This window comes from Micromonospora sp. NRRL B-16802 (genome assembly GCF_001279555.1).
Lineage (GTDB): Bacteria > Actinomycetota > Actinomycetes > Mycobacteriales > Micromonosporaceae > Micromonospora > Micromonospora profundi.
Genome location: NZ_LGEB01000001.1, coordinates 169,202 through 186,145 on the forward strand (window position 1 = coordinate 169,202; position 16,944 = coordinate 186,145).

At 70.7% G+C, this 16,944-nt stretch carries 14 protein-coding genes and 1 pseudogene; 6 read left to right on the forward strand and 9 right to left on the reverse strand.

Annotated elements, in window-relative coordinates; genetic code table 11:
- Positions 1-10 precede the first annotated feature (10 nt).
- Together ADK66_RS00835 and ADK66_RS00840 are read right to left on the reverse strand one after the other, a co-directional pair.
- Complete coding sequence (locus ADK66_RS00835; protein WP_053651609.1) at positions 11-640, reverse strand: prepilin peptidase; 630 nt, start codon at positions 638-640, stop codon at positions 11-13.
- 10 nt (positions 641-650) lie between these two features.
- On the reverse strand, positions 651-1,649 hold the full coding sequence (locus tag ADK66_RS00840; RefSeq protein ID WP_197281386.1) for an EamA family transporter: 999 nt from the start codon (positions 1,647-1,649) through the stop codon (positions 651-653).
- Between the two features lie 464 nt (positions 1,650-2,113).
- Here ADK66_RS00840 and ADK66_RS32085 point away from each other — a divergent pair.
- The 3 genes and pseudogenes from ADK66_RS32085 to ADK66_RS00855 all read left to right on the forward strand — a co-directional run.
- Positions 2,114-2,578: pseudogene (locus ADK66_RS32085) on the forward strand (flagellar basal body protein FliL); the annotation flags it as partial.
- A 424-nt stretch (positions 2,579-3,002) separates the two neighbouring features.
- A complete protein-coding gene (locus ADK66_RS32645) occupies positions 3,003-3,425 on the forward strand; it encodes a hypothetical protein (RefSeq protein WP_053652323.1) in 423 nt (140 codons plus the stop codon).
- Between the two features lie 152 nt (positions 3,426-3,577).
- Positions 3,578-4,819 carry an ATP-binding protein gene (locus tag ADK66_RS00855; RefSeq protein WP_053651611.1) on the forward strand — a complete coding sequence of 414 codons (1,242 nt, stop codon included), beginning with the start codon at positions 3,578-3,580 and terminating at the stop codon, positions 4,817-4,819.
- Between the two features lie 22 nt (positions 4,820-4,841).
- Here ADK66_RS00855 and ADK66_RS00860 read toward each other — a convergent pair whose 3' ends face one another.
- Positions 4,842-5,390 carry a GNAT family N-acetyltransferase gene (locus ADK66_RS00860; RefSeq protein ID WP_053651613.1) on the reverse strand — a complete coding sequence of 183 codons (549 nt, stop codon included), beginning with the start codon at positions 5,388-5,390 and terminating at the stop codon, positions 4,842-4,844.
- 135 nt (positions 5,391-5,525) lie between these two features.
- Here ADK66_RS00860 and ADK66_RS00865 point away from each other — a divergent pair, with 135 nt between their 5' ends.
- Together ADK66_RS00865 and ADK66_RS00870 are read left to right on the forward strand one after the other, a co-directional pair.
- Positions 5,526-6,074 carry a DoxX family protein gene (locus ADK66_RS00865; protein ID WP_053651615.1) on the forward strand — a complete coding sequence of 183 codons (549 nt, stop codon included), beginning with the start codon at positions 5,526-5,528 and terminating at the stop codon, positions 6,072-6,074.
- Positions 6,075-6,289: 215 nt separating this feature from the next.
- On the forward strand, positions 6,290-7,735 hold the full coding sequence (locus tag ADK66_RS00870; RefSeq protein ID WP_053651617.1) for a glycosyltransferase 87 family protein: 1,446 nt from the start codon (positions 6,290-6,292) through the stop codon (positions 7,733-7,735).
- 4 nt (positions 7,736-7,739) lie between these two features.
- On the opposite strand, the gene ADK66_RS00875 is transcribed toward ADK66_RS00870, so the two are convergent.
- From ADK66_RS00875 to ADK66_RS00900, 6 genes are all read right to left on the reverse strand, one after another.
- Complete coding sequence (locus ADK66_RS00875; RefSeq protein ID WP_053652324.1) at positions 7,740-8,168, reverse strand: molybdenum cofactor biosynthesis protein MoaE; 429 nt, start codon at positions 8,166-8,168, stop codon at positions 7,740-7,742.
- The gene (locus tag ADK66_RS00880; RefSeq protein ID WP_053651619.1) at positions 8,165-9,421 is read right to left on the reverse strand and encodes a molybdopterin molybdotransferase MoeA; all 1,257 of its coding nucleotides are present in this window, start codon (positions 9,419-9,421) and stop codon (positions 8,165-8,167) included. Before ADK66_RS00880 ends, ADK66_RS00875 begins: the two co-directional genes overlap by 4 nt.
- 61 nt (positions 9,422-9,482) lie before the next feature.
- Positions 9,483-9,953 (reverse strand): molybdenum cofactor biosynthesis protein B, encoded by a 471-nt coding sequence (locus ADK66_RS00885; RefSeq protein ID WP_053652325.1) that lies wholly within the window; start codon positions 9,951-9,953, stop codon positions 9,483-9,485.
- Complete coding sequence (moaC, locus tag ADK66_RS00890; protein ID WP_053651621.1) at positions 9,950-10,441, reverse strand: cyclic pyranopterin monophosphate synthase MoaC; 492 nt, start codon at positions 10,439-10,441, stop codon at positions 9,950-9,952. Before moaC ends, ADK66_RS00885 begins: the two co-directional genes overlap by 4 nt.
- Positions 10,442-10,702: 261 nt before the next feature.
- Positions 10,703-12,172 carry a tetratricopeptide repeat protein gene (locus tag ADK66_RS00895; protein WP_053651623.1) on the reverse strand — a complete coding sequence of 490 codons (1,470 nt, stop codon included), beginning with the start codon at positions 12,170-12,172 and terminating at the stop codon, positions 10,703-10,705.
- Complete coding sequence (locus ADK66_RS00900) at positions 12,088-13,776, reverse strand: AfsR/SARP family transcriptional regulator (protein WP_053651625.1); 1,689 nt, start codon at positions 13,774-13,776, stop codon at positions 12,088-12,090. The genes ADK66_RS00895 and ADK66_RS00900 overlap by 85 nt, the downstream gene beginning before the upstream one ends.
- A 635-nt stretch (positions 13,777-14,411) precedes the next feature.
- On the opposite strand from ADK66_RS00900, the gene ADK66_RS00905 reads away from it, so the two are divergent.
- Complete coding sequence (locus ADK66_RS00905; RefSeq protein WP_053651627.1) at positions 14,412-16,937, forward strand: bifunctional diguanylate cyclase/phosphodiesterase; 2,526 nt, start codon at positions 14,412-14,414, stop codon at positions 16,935-16,937.
- Positions 16,938-16,944: the final 7 nt, after the last annotated feature.

Below are 16,944 nucleotides of genomic sequence, written 5' to 3' on the forward strand. Positions count from 1 at the left end.
AGCGGCAGCGTCAGCGCACCACCGTGGCGAGCCAGGCGCCCGCGAGCAGGGCCGGGCCGAATGGCAGTAGCGTGCCCCGGCGGACCCGCCGCGCGGCGAGCAGGCCGAGCACCACGGCACCGTGCAGCAGGTGTGGCAGGAACAGCCCGGCCAGCAGGGCGTCCCGGCCGAGCCAGCCGAGCGGTAGGCCGAGAACGCCCGCGAGCTTCACGTCCCCGAAGCCCAGCCGGGAGCCGGGCAGCACCGCCAGCAGCACGTGCGCCGCGCCGGCGACCGCCGCGCCTGCCAACGCACCGACCAGCCGCCCGGAGGTGTCGGTCAGCAACGCCGCGCTGGTCAGGCCACCGAGGGCCAACGCGCCGGCGGTGAGGACCAGTGCGTCGGGCAGCCGCAGGCAGGCCAGGTCGACAAGGGCCAGCACCAGCCCCACCGCCGCCACCGCGAGGAAGACCGGCAGTGCCGGGTCGTCACCGACCGCTGCGGCGAGCCCGACGAACACGGCCGCCGCGAGCGGCGGACTGAGCCAGCCCGAGACGCGCCGAGGGGACGGCACTGTCGTAAAGCGCCGGGCAACCAGGGGTACGACGACACCGACCAGTGCGCCCAGCAACGCGACAGGCACCAGCGTGGCGGCAGACATGGACCGGAAGCTACTGCCGGTCGCCCGCTGGCGCGGCCCCCGATCGTGTAACCGCGCTCTTGCGCCGGGGCCGTTCGGTGCTCACCACCAGAGCCACCCCGGCGACGAGGACGGCGCCGCCGAGCAGCACCTGCGTGGTGATCGGCTCGGCCACCAGCAGCGCACCCAGCGCCACCGCGACCGCCGGGTTCACATAGGCGTACGTCGAGACGAGCGAGATGGGTGCGTTGTGCAGCAGCCACACGTACGCCGTGAAGGCCACCAGCGAGCCGGCCACCATGAGGTAGACGAGTGCCGCCCACGAGCGGGTGCTTACCGACGCCGGATGGAAGTCGCGCAGCTCGCCCCGGAGGGCAGCGACGACGGCCAGTGCCAACGCGCCGGCCACCATCTCGTACACGGTGGCCACGAACGGGTCGGTGGGCATCCGGATCCGTCCCGACAGGAACGACCCGATCGACCAGGCGGTGGCCGCAGCCACCACTGTCAGCGCCCCGACCAGAGGCACCGCGCCCCCGCCGCCGCTGGGCAGCACCAGCAGGACCAGACCTGCGAAGCCCACCGTGACCCCGGCGAACGTCCAGAGCGGTGGCCGGTCCCCGGTCGCGGATCGCAGCAGCACGACGAGCAGTGGCACTGTCGCCACAAGCAGCGCGGCGATCCCGGAGGGCACCGCCACCCCGGGCGGCCCGGATTCGGCTAGCACCACCAGGCCGTTGCCGCCGGTGAGCAGGAGGACTCCGATAAGCGCGGCGGAGCCGAGTTGCCGCCGGTCCACCCGCAGGGCCCCGGGCCCTCGGCGCAGCCGCAGCACCACCGCCAGCACCAGAGCGGCGGCGGCAAATCGCCCGGCGGCCGAGAGCAGCGGAGGAAGCGTCTCCACGGTGACCCGGATGGCCAGGTAGGTCGAGCCCCAGAGCAGGTAGACCACGATCAACGCGGTCCAGATCATTGCCGGTGCGGCGTCGGCGCGGCGGCCTGGTGCGGCACTCGGTGGGGATGAGGTCATCGGTGGACCACGCTACGGTGACTTCGAAGTCGGCGTCGTCCATTGGTGGCCGGCCTCTCACCAGCCTGGAGGGCGGAATGACGAACTACGGACCACCGGGTGGCGGCGTCGGGGGCCCGTGGCGTGGGCAGCGACCCGACGACACGCCCGAACAGCGGGCTCGGCAGCCCTACCCACCTGCGGCCGAGTCCTACCCACCAGTGCCGCAGGGACCGCCGAGGTCCTACGGCGACAGTTCGTACGGCGACGGCCCCTACGGCGGCGGTCCAGGGGTGCCCTACGGCGGCGGTCCCCGGTCTCCCTACGGCGGCGAGGACGGCGGGACGGCGTACGGAGGCGGCAACCCGGCGCCCTACGAGTCGGGCACGCCCTACGGCGGCGCGTACCGGCCCGCCGAGGCGAGCCCGGCGTACGGCGGGGAGCCGTACCAGCCCGCCGGTGATCCGTACGGCGGAGTTCCCTCGCCCGCACCCGGTAGGCGTGGCCGGGGGCCGCTGATCGCGGTTCTGGGCGTCGTGCTGCTGCTCGTGGCGGGCGGTGGCGCCTACTGGTTCCTGCGCGGATCGGACGACCCGGCCACTGTTGCCACCCCGACCGCTTCGGCCGCCGCCGGGGAGCCCGACGCGGACGTGCCCGCGCCGACCGATCCAACGCCGAGCGCCGCGGCACCGGAGTCGTCCGCCGACCCGCGATTCGCCAAGGTCGGCCAGTGCGTACGCAACGAGGGTCCGGCGGGCGGCAAACCGAAGCTGCTGATCAGCGACTGCGCGCCGAAGTCGTACGAGGTGCTGCGCCGCATCGATGGCGCGACAAGCGGTGAGCGCGACGCCGAGGCCAAGTGCGCCAAGGTCGAGGGCTACACCAACTGGTACTTCTTCGACAGCGAGTTGGACACCCTCGACTTCGTCCTCTGCCTCAAGCAGCGCTGAACCCACCATTCCGGGGGATGACATGACGACCTACGGCCCACCGCCCGACGAGGACCCGACCCGACAGCAGTGGGGCCCGCCGTCCGGCGGCGAGCCACCGACCGTACCCAGGTGGGATCCCCCGCCCGGTGCGGAGCCGCCGCCCGCCGCGTGGGGCCCTGCGCCCACCTCGGACGCGGGTCCTCCGACGCCGAGTTCCGGTGCCGGCCAGCCGCCGCCCGGCCCGTTCCCGCCCGCCGGCCCGACGCCGGGGCACTTCCCGCCTCCGGGCCAGTTCCCACCGGCCGGTCCTCCTCCGGGCCAGGCGGGTCCGTTCCCGCCCGCCGGGCCGGGCCCGGGAGACGCGCCGTGGGGGCCGTCGGCGCCTGGTGGGTACGGGATGCCGCCGGCCCCGCCGACGAACAGGACCGGCCGGAAGGTCGCTCTGATCGTGGCGCTTGCGGTGCTGCTCGTGCTCTGCCCCTGTCTGGGTCTGGCCGGCTGGGCGGTCTGGAAGGTCACCGACGAAGGTGAGGAGGCCAGGCCAATGCCGTCGGCGAGCGTTTCTGTCGTTCCGCCTGCGCTGCCCAGCGACGCTCCGAGCCCGGCCGAGCCGTCGCCAGCCGAGCCGTCGCCGGACAGGGAGGAGTTCGCCAGGGGTGACTGCGTGGTCAACGACGGCACCGAGGCCGACGCGGATCTGCGCAAGGTGCCGTGTGGGCCGGGCACCTACCAGGTGCTGCTGCGGATTCCGGCGACGACTGACGGGGACCGGTGCAAGACGCTGGCGCCGCAGGCCACTGCGAACTACGTGCACGACAACACTGTCGACCTGTTCGACTACGTGCTCTGCCTGAAGAAGCGCTAGGCGATTGACAAAACTAGGGCTGTCTAGCGTGGACGCTAGACAGCCCTAGTTTCTTGTCGACGGCCCCGACTTGCTGGCGACAGCCGACACGCCGGTAGCTCCGTCTATCCATTTCTAGCCTGGCAGCTAGATGGGCCGATACTCTGCGATGCGTGGATCCGGTCCGCAACCCCTACGCCCCGGGCGCAGGTCAGCGCCCGCCCGAACTAGCCGGACGGGGGCGGGAGCTCGACGTCTTCGACATCGTGCTGGAGCGCATCGCCCGGGGCCGCCCCGAGCGCAGCCTGATGCTCACGGGGCTTCGCGGAGTCGGCAAGACCGTCCTGCTCAACACCCTGCGGTCGCAGGCGATCAACCACCTCTGGGGCAGCGGCAAGATCGAGGCACGTCCGGACCAGTCACTGCGCCGCCCCGTCGCCGCCGCGCTGCACATGGCGGTCCGCGAACTCGCGCCCCGGCACCGCGCGCCCGACCGGATCGACGCCTTCCTCGGCGTCCTCAAGGCGTTCGCCCAGCGGTCCGCACCGGCTGGGCGCGCTGGGGCGTCCCCGAAGCTGCGCGACCGGTGGCAGCCCGGAATCGACGTTCCCGCCGCCAGCGGCCGCGCCGACTCGGGCGACATCGAGATCGACCTGGTCGAGCTACTCAGCGACGCCGCCGCCGTGGCCAGCGACGTGGGCACCGGCATCGCCATCTTCATCGACGAAATGCAGGACCTCGGGCCGGAGGACGTGTCGGCGCTCTGCGCCGCCTGCCATGAGCTGTCCCAGATCGGCGCGCCACTGATCGTCGTTGGCGCCGGCCTTCCGCACCTGCCGGCCGTACTCAGCGCCGCGAAGTCGTACTCCGAGCGGCTCTTCCGCTACCAGCGCATCGACCGCCTCGACCGGATCGCCGCCGACCAGGCGCTCTGCGCGCCGGCCGAACGTGAGGAAGTGGAGTACGAGCAGAAGGCGCTCGATCTGCTCTACGAGAAGTCCGGCGGATACCCCTACTTCGTGCAGGCGTACGGGAAGGCGACCTGGGATCACGCGCCGCGCTCCCCGATCACCGCCGCCGACGTGCGGGTCGCCGCCCCGGAAGCGGAGGCCGAACTGGCAGTCGGCTTCTTCGGCTCCCGGTTCGAGCGGGCCACCCCGGCCGAACGCGAGTACATGCGGGCGATGGCCACGCTGTCCCTCGTGGACGGCGAGTCCAGTGGTGTCACGCGCGACGACATGGACGCCGCAGTGCCCACAGCGGAGATCGCCCGAGCGCTCGGCCGCAAGCCGGCCAGCCTCTCACCGGCCCGGGACGCGCTGATCAAGAAGGGGCTCATCTACTCCGGGGAGCGCGGCACGGTGGCCTTCACCGTCCCGCACTTCGGCCGGTACCTGCGTACCCAGCCGGCCTGACAGCGCACGGTCGTCTGCGGCGTCAGACCTTGGACCAGGGCGCGGGAAAGAGCACCTCACCTCGCGGCGGCGGTGCCTCGCCGCTTGTCGACGGCGGCAGGACCAACGCCTGCCACGGTTCGCCGAGCCCGGACCACGGGCTTGTCAGGCCCAGGTCGACGGCCGGCCCGAAGCCGAACCGCCGGTAGAAGGCCGGGGCGCCGAGCACCACTACCGTCTGCTCACCCAACTCGGTGGCCGCGTCCAGCGCGGCCTGCACCACCGCCGTGCCATGCCCCACCCGCTGGCGGTGGGGTGCGACGCCCACCGGCCCCAGTGCCAGGGCGGGAGCGTCGCCGCCCCGGTCGGGGCGCACCCGTACGCGGGTCAGCAGCGCGTACCCGACGACCTCACCGCCGTGCTCGACGACCATGGCGAGCTCCGGCAGCCACGCCTCGGTGCCCCGCAGCTCGTCGACCAGGACGACCTCCGGCGGTGTCGACACGTCCGGTCGGGCGAACGCGCCTGCCAGCACCCGACGCACCGACCCGGTGTCGGCCGGACCCTCGGGTCGGAGGCGCAGCGTCGTCACCCGCGCGACGTTACCCGTCGAGGCCGGTCCATCAGCGACTGTCGCTCGAATCGGCGTGGCGCGGCGTGCACGTCCACCGATCCGGATCCGGCGGTTGGCAGGGTAACGAACGCCGCGACGGGGTATGACTGATCCATGACGCCCGTACGCTCCCTCTCCCGTGCCATGTTGAGCGGCATCTTCGTCGTCAGCGGATACCGCAACCTCCGTGCCCCGGAACGGCTCGCCCAGAAGGCCGCGCCGGTGACCGAGCGGGCGACGCCGCTGCTGAAGAAGGTGCACCCCAACTTCCCCACCGAGACCGAGCAACTGATCCGCATCAACGCGGCGGTGCAGCTCGGCGCCGGGCTGATGCTCGCCACCGGACGACTCACCCGGCCCGCCGCGCTGGTCCTCGCCGGCACACTCGTGCCGACGACCGTCGCCGGGCATCCTTTCTGGAACCAGGACGACGAACCAGCCTTGCGTGACACGAACAAGGTTCACTTCCTGAAGAACCTCGGTCTCCTCGGCGGTCTACTGCTCGCCGCGGCCGACACCGAGGGCAAGCCGGGTCTACGGTGGCGCACCGGCCACCGCATCGGTCACTCTCGACGTTCCGTGCAGCGTGCCGTCCGTACGGCCAAGCGGGAGGCCCGGATCGCCGTCCGGTCCGCCGCGACCGCCCGACGCCTGCCCGGCTGACCTGCGTCGATCTCCCTCTCCGCTGCCTCCCACCCCCGCTAAGGCCGCGAATTACCTGAACCACCCGCTTGGCGTTAACGCGGTGGAAATGTCAAAAACATGTGTGGGATCGGACACGGTCGCATAACGCGGGAGGCACTGACGTGAGGCGCCGTTCTAGGCTCCGTGCAGGACCTGGACGGGTAGGACGACCTTGGTACGGGGGTGGCCACGCCATGCCGACGATTGTCGGTAGACGGGCGGACCGCCTCGCCCCAGTTCAACGCGTGATGCGTGGGATCGATCGCAGGAACGTCGTACGGGGTGCCATCGTGGCCGCCGTCGCCTATGCCGCATGGCTTGCCATCGGCGAGTTCGGGCGACCGTACAACTTCTTCGACATGAAGATCTACCACGGCGCGGTGGTGTGGTGGGCGAGCGGTCACGAGCTCTACGAGTTCATCGCGCCCGGCACCACGCTCGGCTTCACCTACCCACCGTTCGCCGGGCTCGTCATGCTGCCGATGGCGCAGCTTCCGATCGCCGGCGCCGGCATGGTCAACGCGCTCGCCAGCATCGCCGCGTTGGCGCTGATCCTGGCCGGGCTGCTCCGACCCATAGTGGACCGGCTGGGCTGGCCCCTCTGGTTCACAGTGGCGGTGGCGGTGCCACTCGCGGTCGCCATCGAGCCGGGCCGGGAAACCCTCGGCTACGGCCAGGTCAACATCCTGCTGTTCGCCCTGATCATGGCCGACCTGATCGGGCTTCGGTGGCGCTCACGCCGGGGCACCCACTACGACACGACCGACGGCCCCCTGCTGCGCTTCATCTACAGCGGCGCCTGGGCCGGTGCCGGCATCGGCCTGGCCACCGCCGTCAAGCTCACTCCGGCGCTGTTCATCGCCTACCTGCTGATCACCCGTCAGTGGCGGGTGGCGGCCACCGCGATCGGCACCACCATCGGCGTCACAGTGGCGAGCTTCGGCATCGTCGGCGACGAGTCGCGGGCGTACTTCGGCAGCGTGTTGTGGCAGACCGAACGGGTCGGCGCGGCCGACATGACGCCCAACCAGTCGCTCGCCGGCCTGCTGGCCCGGTTGTACGACTCGATCGAGACTCCGGGGCTGCTCTGGTTCGCCTTCTCGGTGCTGATCCTGGCGCTCGGCCTGTCACGGGCGGCCAGTTCCCGCGCCGACGGTGACGAGTTGACCGCGTTCACTCTGGTCGGCCTCACCGCGAATGTGATCAGCCCGATCTCCTGGACGCACCACCTGGTCTGGGTGATCCCGGCGATCATCGTGCTGGCCGACGCGGCGGTCCGTCGCCGGGAGGCGAGTCGGAGCGTGGCGCAGCGCAGCAGCCAGGGTCCGGCGTTCGGCGGGCTGACCGGTCTCAACAGCCTCCGCCCACCGATCTGGTACCCCACCCTGACCGGGCTGCGGCACGGCGTCGCCGCGGTCGGGCTGTACCTGCTCTTCCTGGTCTCCCCGATCTGGCCGTACGAGCACCAACTGCCGGAGGAGTCGCACTACCAGGACGGCCTGTTCGGTGCGCTCATGGAGAACTCGTTGGCTCTCGCGCTGATCGTGCTTGTCGCCGCGCTGCCGTGGCGGCCGGGCGCCGAGCCGGCGTTCTACGGGGAACGCCTCAACCGCGCCGCGCTCGTCAACGGTCGCCGCTGAACCGTCAGGGGCAGTTGACCCATTCCTCGGTGCCGTCGGCGAAGACCTGACGCTTCCAGATCGGCAACCGGGCCTTGGCCTCGTCGACGAGCCGGGCGCAGGCCGCGAAGGCGGCCGCGCGGTGCGCGGTGCTCACCGCGGCGACCAACGCCACGTCACCGATCGCCAGCGGGCCGACCCGGTGCGAGACCGCCACCGCGTACACGTCGGGGTCGGCGGCGATCTCGGCGGCCACGTCGCGCAACACCTGGGCGGCGCTCGGGTGCCCCTCGTATTCCAGGCTCACCACCGGGCGTCCGTGGTCGTGATCGCGGACCACGCCCTGGAAGGAGACGACCGCCCCGGCCCGCCGGTCGGCGACCGCAACCTCGTGCGCGGCGAGGTCGAGCGGCTGGTCGGTGACCTCACCGAACGTGATCACCGGCGTGGTCATGACGCCCACTCCCCAGGCAGTAGCGGCAGCGGCACGATCGGCACCCGGTCGCCCGGCTCGCCGCTGGTGTCGGGCCGGATGACAGCGAACCCGTCGGCGCCGGCGAGCCCACGCAGCATCGCCGAACCGACGTGCCGCACCGGATGGGCGGTGCCGGCGGCCCGGTCCAACCGGACCAGCGCAAGATGTGTGTGATTGCCCCGGCCGGGCACCGCCTCGGCCAATGTGGCCTGCGGCAACACCGGCATCGAGCGGCCCTGGAGCCCGGCGAGCAGCGGGGCGACGAGCGACACCAACGCGACGATCGCCGACTGGGGGTTGCCGGGCAGACCGGCGACGAACCGGACCCGACCGTCGTGGCCGGCGAGCCGGGCCAGCAGCATCGGGAATCCCGGCCGGACCGCCACGGTGTTGACCACGTAGTCGGCGCCCAGCGCCTCCAGGGCCGGGTGCAGGTGGTCGACCGGGCCGTGCATCGTGCCGCCGGTCGTGCAGACCAGGTCGGCGTTTGCCAGCGCCGATCGCAACGCCGCCACGTGCGCGGGCAACGTGTCGGCCACGGGCCCCACCACGTCGGATGGGCGGACCTGGCAGCCGTACCGTCGCAGCCAGGCCGGGACCGCCGGCCCCAGGGCGTCGCGCACCCGACCCGCCGAGGGCGGGCCCGCGGTGAGCAACTCGTCGCCGAAGACCAGCAGCGCGGCCCGCGGCGCCCGCCGGACCCGCAGCGTGTCGTGTCCGCAGGAGGCGGCCAGGCCGATCACCGCCGGGTCGACAGGCGTGCCGACCGGCAGAAGTTCCTCATCGGCGTACGCCTCCTCGCCCGGCTGCCGCCACTCCGGTGTCTGCCGGGGAGTGCCGCTGACCAGGCCATCCGTGACCGTGGACTCCTCGACGCGCAGCACGGCCGTGGCGCCCTCGGGCACCATGGCCCCGGTCGCGATCTCGACTGTCGTGCCGTCGTCAGCGAGCGGGGCGGGAGTGTTGCCGGCCAGCACCCTGCCGACGACGCGCCACGGCCCATCGCCCCGCACGGCCCAGCCGTCCACGCTGGAGGTGGGAAAGGCCGGCAGGTCGGTGCGGGTGGTCAACGGCTCGGCCAGGGTCAGACCGTCGGTGTCGACAAGTGGCCGGGCGACGGCGGGGAGCGCTGCGGACAGACCGACCGCGTACACCCGGGACCGCGCCTCCTCCCACCCGGCCGGCGGGGGCGCGACGACCCGGTCCGCGGTTGGTGCGGTTTCCGTGCTCACCGGTCGAGCCTAGCGGGGCGGACGGCACCACACCCTCGGTGCCCGCACCCCGCCCGCCCGGTCAATGGTCGCCGCCGCGAAGTTGGTCGACTGTGTGCCCGAGGATCGGCCCGAGCACGGCCAGCCCGTCGCGGGCGCCACCTGTCGAGCCCGGCAGGTTGACCACCAGCATCCGGCCCGCCACCCCCGCCAGCCCACGGGACAACACCGAGGTGGGGACGCGGTCACGGCTGTGCGCGCGGATGGCCTCGGCGATGCCGGGGATCTCGTAATCCAGCAGGCCGCGGGTCACGTCCGGCGTGCGATCCGACGGGGTGACGCCGGTGCCGCCGCTGGTCAGCACCACGTCGACGCCGTCGTCGAGAGCATCCTCCAGAGCCCTGCCGACCGGCTCACCGTCGGGCACCACCAACGGGTCGTCGACCTGACAGCCCAACTCGCGCAGGCCGGCGACGAGCAGCGGGCCACTGGTGTCGGCGTACACGCCGGCCGCCGCCCGGTTGGATGCGACGATCACCCGCGCCCGGATCACGGCCGGTCCTCCGGTCGGACCCACTCGCCGGTCTTGCCGCCCTCCTTGCGCAGCACCCGGACCGCCTCCACCGAGGCCGCCGGATCGACAGCCTTGACCATGTCGACAAGGGCGAGACCAGCGACGGCCACCGCGGTGAGCGCCTCCATCTCGACGCCCGTCCGGTCCGCCGTACGGGCGGTGGCGGTGATCTCCACCGTGTCGGCGGTCAGCCGCAGGTCGACGGTGACACCGTGCAGGGCGATCGGATGGCAGAGCGGGATCAGCTCCGGAGTGCGCTTGGCGCCCATGATCCCGGCCAGCCGCCCGACCGCCAGCGCGTCGCCCTTGGGCAACCCGTCACGGTGCAGCAGGTCGATGACCTCGGGCGTCGTCCGCAGGCGGCCCGCCGCGACGGCCAACCGGCCGGTCACCGGTTTGGCGGAGACGTCGACCATGCGGGCCGCGCCGGCGCGATCGACGTGGCTGAGCTGCGCGGGTTCGGTCACGGCGTGAGCCTATCGGTGAGGTACGACGTGAAGGTGCTCGGAAGGAGCGGCAGCCCGGTCACGTCGCCGGGTGCATCAGCGCGCTCGCGGGACCGCCGCCCCTTCCCACCAACCCGCCACCGAGGTCACTGGGGAAACCTGGCAGCAGGTGTCGTGTCGACGACCTGGTTCTGCCCAGAGGCAGAACCTCCCCCGTGCGTCGTCACGGCGCAAAGCTAGCGGGTCCGGCGATAAGAAATCGATAAGCGCTGTCCGCGCAGGTCAGTGCTCTACTTCGGTGGTTTCCGTCTCGGCAAGGCGGCGCTCGGCGTCGAAGCGCTCCGGTACACCCATCCGCCGGAAGATCGCCAGCGCGCGCTCCCAGTGCCGCCGGGCCTCGGCCGGGTCGATGCCGGCGAAATGTTCGGCCAGCCCGGCCAGAGCCCGGCCCTGCTCGTACGGATGCGCGATCCGGGTCGCCAACCGCAGGGCCGCCTCGTGCATCTCGGCCGCCTCGACCTCCCGCCCCTGCGCCCGCAGGGTGCGCCCGAGGTCGTTCAACGCCGCCGCCTCGACGTGCCGTTCCCCTGAGGCGATCGACAGCTTCCGGGCGACCTCGTGTTCCTGCTGGGCCTCGACCAGTCGGCCAAGACCGCGATAGGCGATTCCGAGGTCGTTGCGCACCTCAGCCTCGGCATACCGATGGCCGGTTCGCTCACGCAGGGCCAACGAGGCTAGGAGGATCCGGATCGCCTGGGGAAGATCGCCCATGCGGGCTCGCACGCCGCCGATGTGGCTGAGAGCGTTGAGCACATGGAAATCGTCGGAGTGCGTTCGCGCCCACGCCAGGTGGAGACGGTGTAGCCGCAACGCCTCCTTATGGCGTCCCAACGCCGAGAGCGCCAACCCAAGGTTCGGCAGCAATATCGGCCCGCCTACTTCGCCATAGGCCTTGTCACGCATGCACTCGAAGCCCAGCGTCACAGACTCGTTGAGCTGGCCGCTCCACCAGTAGACAGCGGCAAGGTTGGCGCGGTAGCGCGCCGTCCTCAACACGTCCCGGGAGTCGCGGGAGAGGGCGACGGAACGGGTGAGGTGGTCCAGCGCCTTGCGGTTGTCACCGGTTCGGACATAGGCGGAGGCCAGGTAGTTGTTCATCAACGCCATCGCATCGGTGTCTCCCGCCGCCTCCGCCGCCTCCAGCGCATCACGGTGGGTCAGGATGATGTCTTCGAAATATCCGCGGATGTAGCAGAACCGCCAGAGGGCGCGGGCCAGTTGCCAGGAGTGCCGATAGAAGCCTGCCTCATGTGCTGCCAACACCATCGTCAGCAGCTCCGCCCGCTCGGACTCCAACCATTCAGCGTGCGGCTCTCCGAGCGCCTCGAACAGTTCAGAACGGCCGGACCAGAGGTGGATGACCTGGGATCTGACGACACCGGGCTCCAGTAGATCGGCGACCCTGAGGGCCGCCTCCAGCATGAAGTCGAACAGCCGGCCAAGCCCGAGGCTCCGGTCGCTCGGGGAGTCGGTGCGAACGCACAGCTCGATGGAGTACTGGCGCATGAGGTCGTGCAGCCCGTACCGCGCGGAGTCCAGGTCCTCCGCCAGGTTCCGATCGACGAGCTCGTCGAGCGCCGCGCGGGCTTCCGTCACCGTCAGGCCGGTCAGGGCGGCGACGGCCGACGGGCTGAGCCGCTTACCGGGGTACAGACCGAAGAACCGGAAGACTCGCCTGGTCGCCTCCGGCAAAGGTTCGTACGAGGCGGCGAAGGCTTTGGCGACAGCGCTCTCCTCCTGCGCCAGATGGTGCAGCGCAGGCCCGCCAGCGGCCATCTGCTCGGCGAGATCCGCCAACCGCCAGTTGCGCGCCGGTGGGCCAGCCTCGCGCCGGCGAGTCGGATCGCCAGGGGAAGGTGACCGCATCGCCGGACCACCTCGGCAGCCGCCTCCGGCTCGGCGCTGACCCGAGCCCGGCCAACAGTCAGCGCAAGGAGGTCGACGCTCTCTTCGGGGTTCATGACCGGCAGCGTCTGCGAAGGGGCGACGTCCGGGTGGGAGAGTCGCCGCCGTGACGTCACAAGCACAACGGCGGTCGGCTCGGTCGGCAGGAGTGGCAGGATCTGCTCGCTGCTCGCGGCGTTGTCGAGGACGATCACAGACCTCCGGCGAGCCAGTTCTCGTCGCCACAACTCCACCTTGGCCTCGAACTCGACCGGAACCTGCTCGGCCGGCACCTCAAGTTGACGAAGCAGGGTGACCAGGGCGCTCGCTGGCTCCACCTGATTCTTCTCGCCATGCCCGCACAGGTCGATGAACAGCACGGCATCCGGATACCGGGCGGACAACCGACGGGCCAGGTGGACGGCGAGGGTCGTCTTCCCGCTGCCAGCCATCCCGTCGATGATGTGCACGGCGGGCACTCGTTCCTCGACGCGCCGCGTCTCCGCCAGCAACCGCGCCAGCACGTCTTCCCGCCCGACGAAGTCGGCGACCGCCCGGGGCAGATGATCCACCGGCTTGAGCTGGCGCGTCTGTTCAGATACCGCTGCACTCTCCCCGTCGCGCACTATCGACTCGGAGCGTTCTGGTTGGGCGACCACGACCGGCGTCGGGACTGGGGTGGCGATCCTGCGGTGCAGTTCTTCGATATCGGCCCCTGGGACCACCCCCAGCTCCGCGCTCAGCCGTGTCCGGATCTCGTCGTACGCGACGAGCGCTCCAGCATGATCGCCGCTCTCATGCAGCGCCCGCATCAGGAGGGCGTAGGCCGGTTCGCGGAGCGGATGGCGGGCCACCACCTCCCGCAACAGCGGAATCGCCAGGTCATCCCGGCCGGAGCGGAGTTGGACATCCGCCAGGAGTTCCGTGGCCAACAGGCGCTCTTCCTCGGCAGCCACTGTTCGGGCGGTCAGGACCGGCCCGAGCGGGATGCCTGCCAGCATCGGGCCCTGCCACCGCGTCACGGCGCTACCTAGCAGCACCCGAGCCTCGTCCAGGTGGCCGGCGGTCAGGGCTTCCCGACCAGCGCTTCGCTCCGCCTCGAAGCAAAAGATGTCTATCAGCTCCGGCGGTACGTCGAGCCGATAGCCGTTCCGCTGCCGCACGATGATCCCTCGGCCCGACGGGCAGGCCTCGAAAGCCCGGCGCAGATTCGCGGCATAGCTGAGAACATTCGCGACCGCTGATCGCGGTGGGCAATCGTTCCATAACTCATCGACGAGCTCGGACACTGTCACCAGCTGGCCCGGCTGAACTGCGAGCATCGCGAAGATCGCTTGCTGTTTCGGCGTACCAAGGCGCAACGTGCGGGTAGGGACTTGCACCGAAAGGCCGCCCAGAACCTGAATCTCCACCCCGTCCCCGCTCCAGCCATCGCCGGTATTCAGTCAATCACGCAACGAAGTTGACGACTTGCGCCTTGGACGCCTCGCCACTCGCGCGCGGAGCCACGGGTCGTCGACCTCAGGATCTACCGAGGAGACGCCGATTGCCTACCCATTACGGCAGCATGTCAGCAGCAAGTTGCATCGCCTGTCCCAGCAGGACGCCCCGACTGTGCCAACTTTGCCCAACCCGCCCTTACGCTCAGCCAAACTTCGGATGAGGGATCTGCCGTAACTCCCCCAGACTCAGGGGAATAACACGTCCATAACTTGAACGGATAGCGTCCGCTGTTGTCGCCCGGCCCCGGATCCAGCACCGACAGACCGACCGCACTCCGTTTAGCGGCGATGGACAGAACGTGATAAATGAGCCTCAGCTTGGCTAATGTTGCGCATACCGACATTTATTACTTCTAAGCTGCCCTTACTCCTCTTAAGCTGCCTTTCGTAGGAAGACCCCCTGGGGGTAGGTCATCCAACGGCACGGCTGAAGAGAGGGGCATCCCGATGCGTGGCACCGACTGGAACTGAAAACTCGGCCCGGGACTTCTGAGGCCCGAGGGGTAGGCTGCGAACACGGTGGAAGCAGTCCTTCGGGAGCGGGCGTGACCCTTCCTCAGCGACGAGAGATCGAGACCGATCGGCGGCTGTTGCTGCTCGTCGGTCTCATCGTCGTTGTGGCCGGAACCATCGTCGTCACATCGCTACCAGCCGCACTGAGTTCAGCAAAGCCTGCGACGGTGAACGACGCGGCGAAGCTCGTCATGATCACCCTCGTGATCGCGCTGGGCACCCTGGTCAAGGCCCGGGTGCGGATCCGGTCGACGACCCAGTCGATCAGTTGGAACGATACGGCGATCATCGTCGGCGCAGCCATTGCTCCGACTTCGGTCGTGGTGCTCTGCACTGCGGTCGGGATTGCTCTCGCTTCGATTCGCCTCGCGCCGATGAAGCTGGCCTTCGGCATCGGAAAGAACGTGATCGTGGCCTGGGGTGCCGGCACGGCACTGGCAATGACGACGTGGACCTGGCCCCCCGCGGGCACCGCGTCCCTCATCGTGCCGTTGGCCCTCGCCTACATGGTCGCCGCTCTACTGGACGATCTGCTCGCCATCCCGGTCATCGCGCTGGCTTCCGGGACCAAGGTCGCGAAGCAGTTTCGGAGCAATCTCGACCTCCGGCTCGGCGGCTTCGCCGTGCGTTTCATTGTCGCGGCCTGTACGCTGCTCGTCCTGCGCATAGACCCTCGTCTACTGCTTGCCGTCCCACCTCTGGTCCTGAGCTTGCACCTGGCCTACTCCGCGCGCATCCGGGGCCGCACCGAGCAGCAGGCGTGGCAGCGCCTCGCCCGCACCACCGACGCCCTCAACGTCGTCGACCTCGACAAGGTCCTCACCACCGCAGTTACCCAGGCGGCCGAGTTGTTCTCCGCCGACGAGGTCGAGATCGAGCTGCGCGAGGGCGCTCGTACCGTCCGGGGCGGCACCGGCGGCATCACCTTCGACGCCGCGACCGGTACGCCCACCGAAGTGGACGGCACCGTCGTCCCCGCGCCGCTGGAAGGTCATGACCGTTCCGTGGACGTCGGCATGCTGCGGCTGCGTTTCCGGGGCCCGGTGCAGCTCTCCGAGCGGGAGCGGTACACGCTGCGTACCTTCGCGTCCGCCCTCTGCACAGCCGTCCGAAACGCCCAGGCGTACGCCGAACTGGCCCGGGTGGCCGACGAACACGCGTACGCGGCCGCGCACGACGCGCTGACCGGCCTGGCCAACCGTCGGCACCTGCTCGATCAAGGCACCGAACAGTTGAGCACCCGGCACGCCGACGGCGTGACCGCGCTGGTGTTGATCGACCTCAACCACTTCAAGGAGGTCAACGACACGCTCGGTCACGCCGCCGGGGACCAGGTGCTGGTGCAGGTCGCGGACCGGCTGCGCAACGCCGCCCAGGGCAGTGACCTGGTGGCGCGTCTCGGCGGCGACGAGTTCGCCGTACTCCTGCGTGGGCTGCCGGCCCCCGCGATCGCCGCGCACCGGGCGGAAACGCTGCTCGCGGCGTTGCACGAGCCGTTCGGGCTGGACGGCATGCGGATCAGCGTCGAGGCCAGCGGCGGGATATCCGTCGCCCCGGCCAGCGGCGGCATGGCCGAGTTGCTGCGCCGCGCAGACGTGGCGATGTACCAGGCCAAGCGGGCCGGGCAGCGCATCTCCACGTACGCCCCGACCCGGGACACCGCCGACCTGGGCCGTCTCACCCTCGGCGGCGAACTGCCACGGGCCGTCGCGGACCACGAGTTCATCGTCAACTTCCAACCCATCGTCGACCTGGGCACCGGCGAGGTGACGAGCGCGGAGGCGTTGGCCCGCTGGCACCACCCCACGCACGGGCTGATCGATCCGCTGCGTTTCCTGGAGGCGGTGGAGCGCTCCGGCCTGCTGCCGGCCTTCGCCGAGGCGATCCTCGACCAGGCGCTGATCGCCGCGACCAACTGGCGTGACGCCGGCTTCGACATACCGGTCGCGGTGAACGTGTCTCCGCGCAGCCTGCTGGACGCGCGCTTCCCGGGCTCGGTGCTGGCCCGCCTGCGCACCCACGACCTGCCACCGGACCGGCTGGTGCTGGAGTTGACCGAGACGTTGACGCTCAGTCAGCTCGACGTGGTGGACCGGGTGTTGAGCCGGCTACGCGACGAGGGCGTCCGGCTTGCGCTTGACGACTTCGGCACCGGCTACTCCTCGCTCTCCCTGCTCTCCCGCATCCCGGTGCACGAGTTGAAGATCGACCGCAGTTTCGTGACGACGATGGAAAGTTCGGCGGAGGCAGCTGCCGTCATCCGCTCCACCGTCGACCTGGGCCGGAGCCTCAACCTGGACGTGGTCGCCGAAGGTGTGGAGAGCGAGCCGCAGCGACGCGCCCTCTGGGAGCTCGGTTGCGTCGCCGGCCAGGGCCATCTGTTCGCCCGGCCGATGCCCGCCGGCACGCTGCTCGCCACCTTGCAGCGGGGTTCGGGTGGCCGGCCCGGCGCTCTGGCACCGCCGCTGCACGACACCGGCGCGGTGATCCGGCTGACGCAGTCCCGCCGTCCGGGCGGCCGATCCCGCCCTGACCAGCTTCCCCACCTGCCGGCCTGACGGTCGC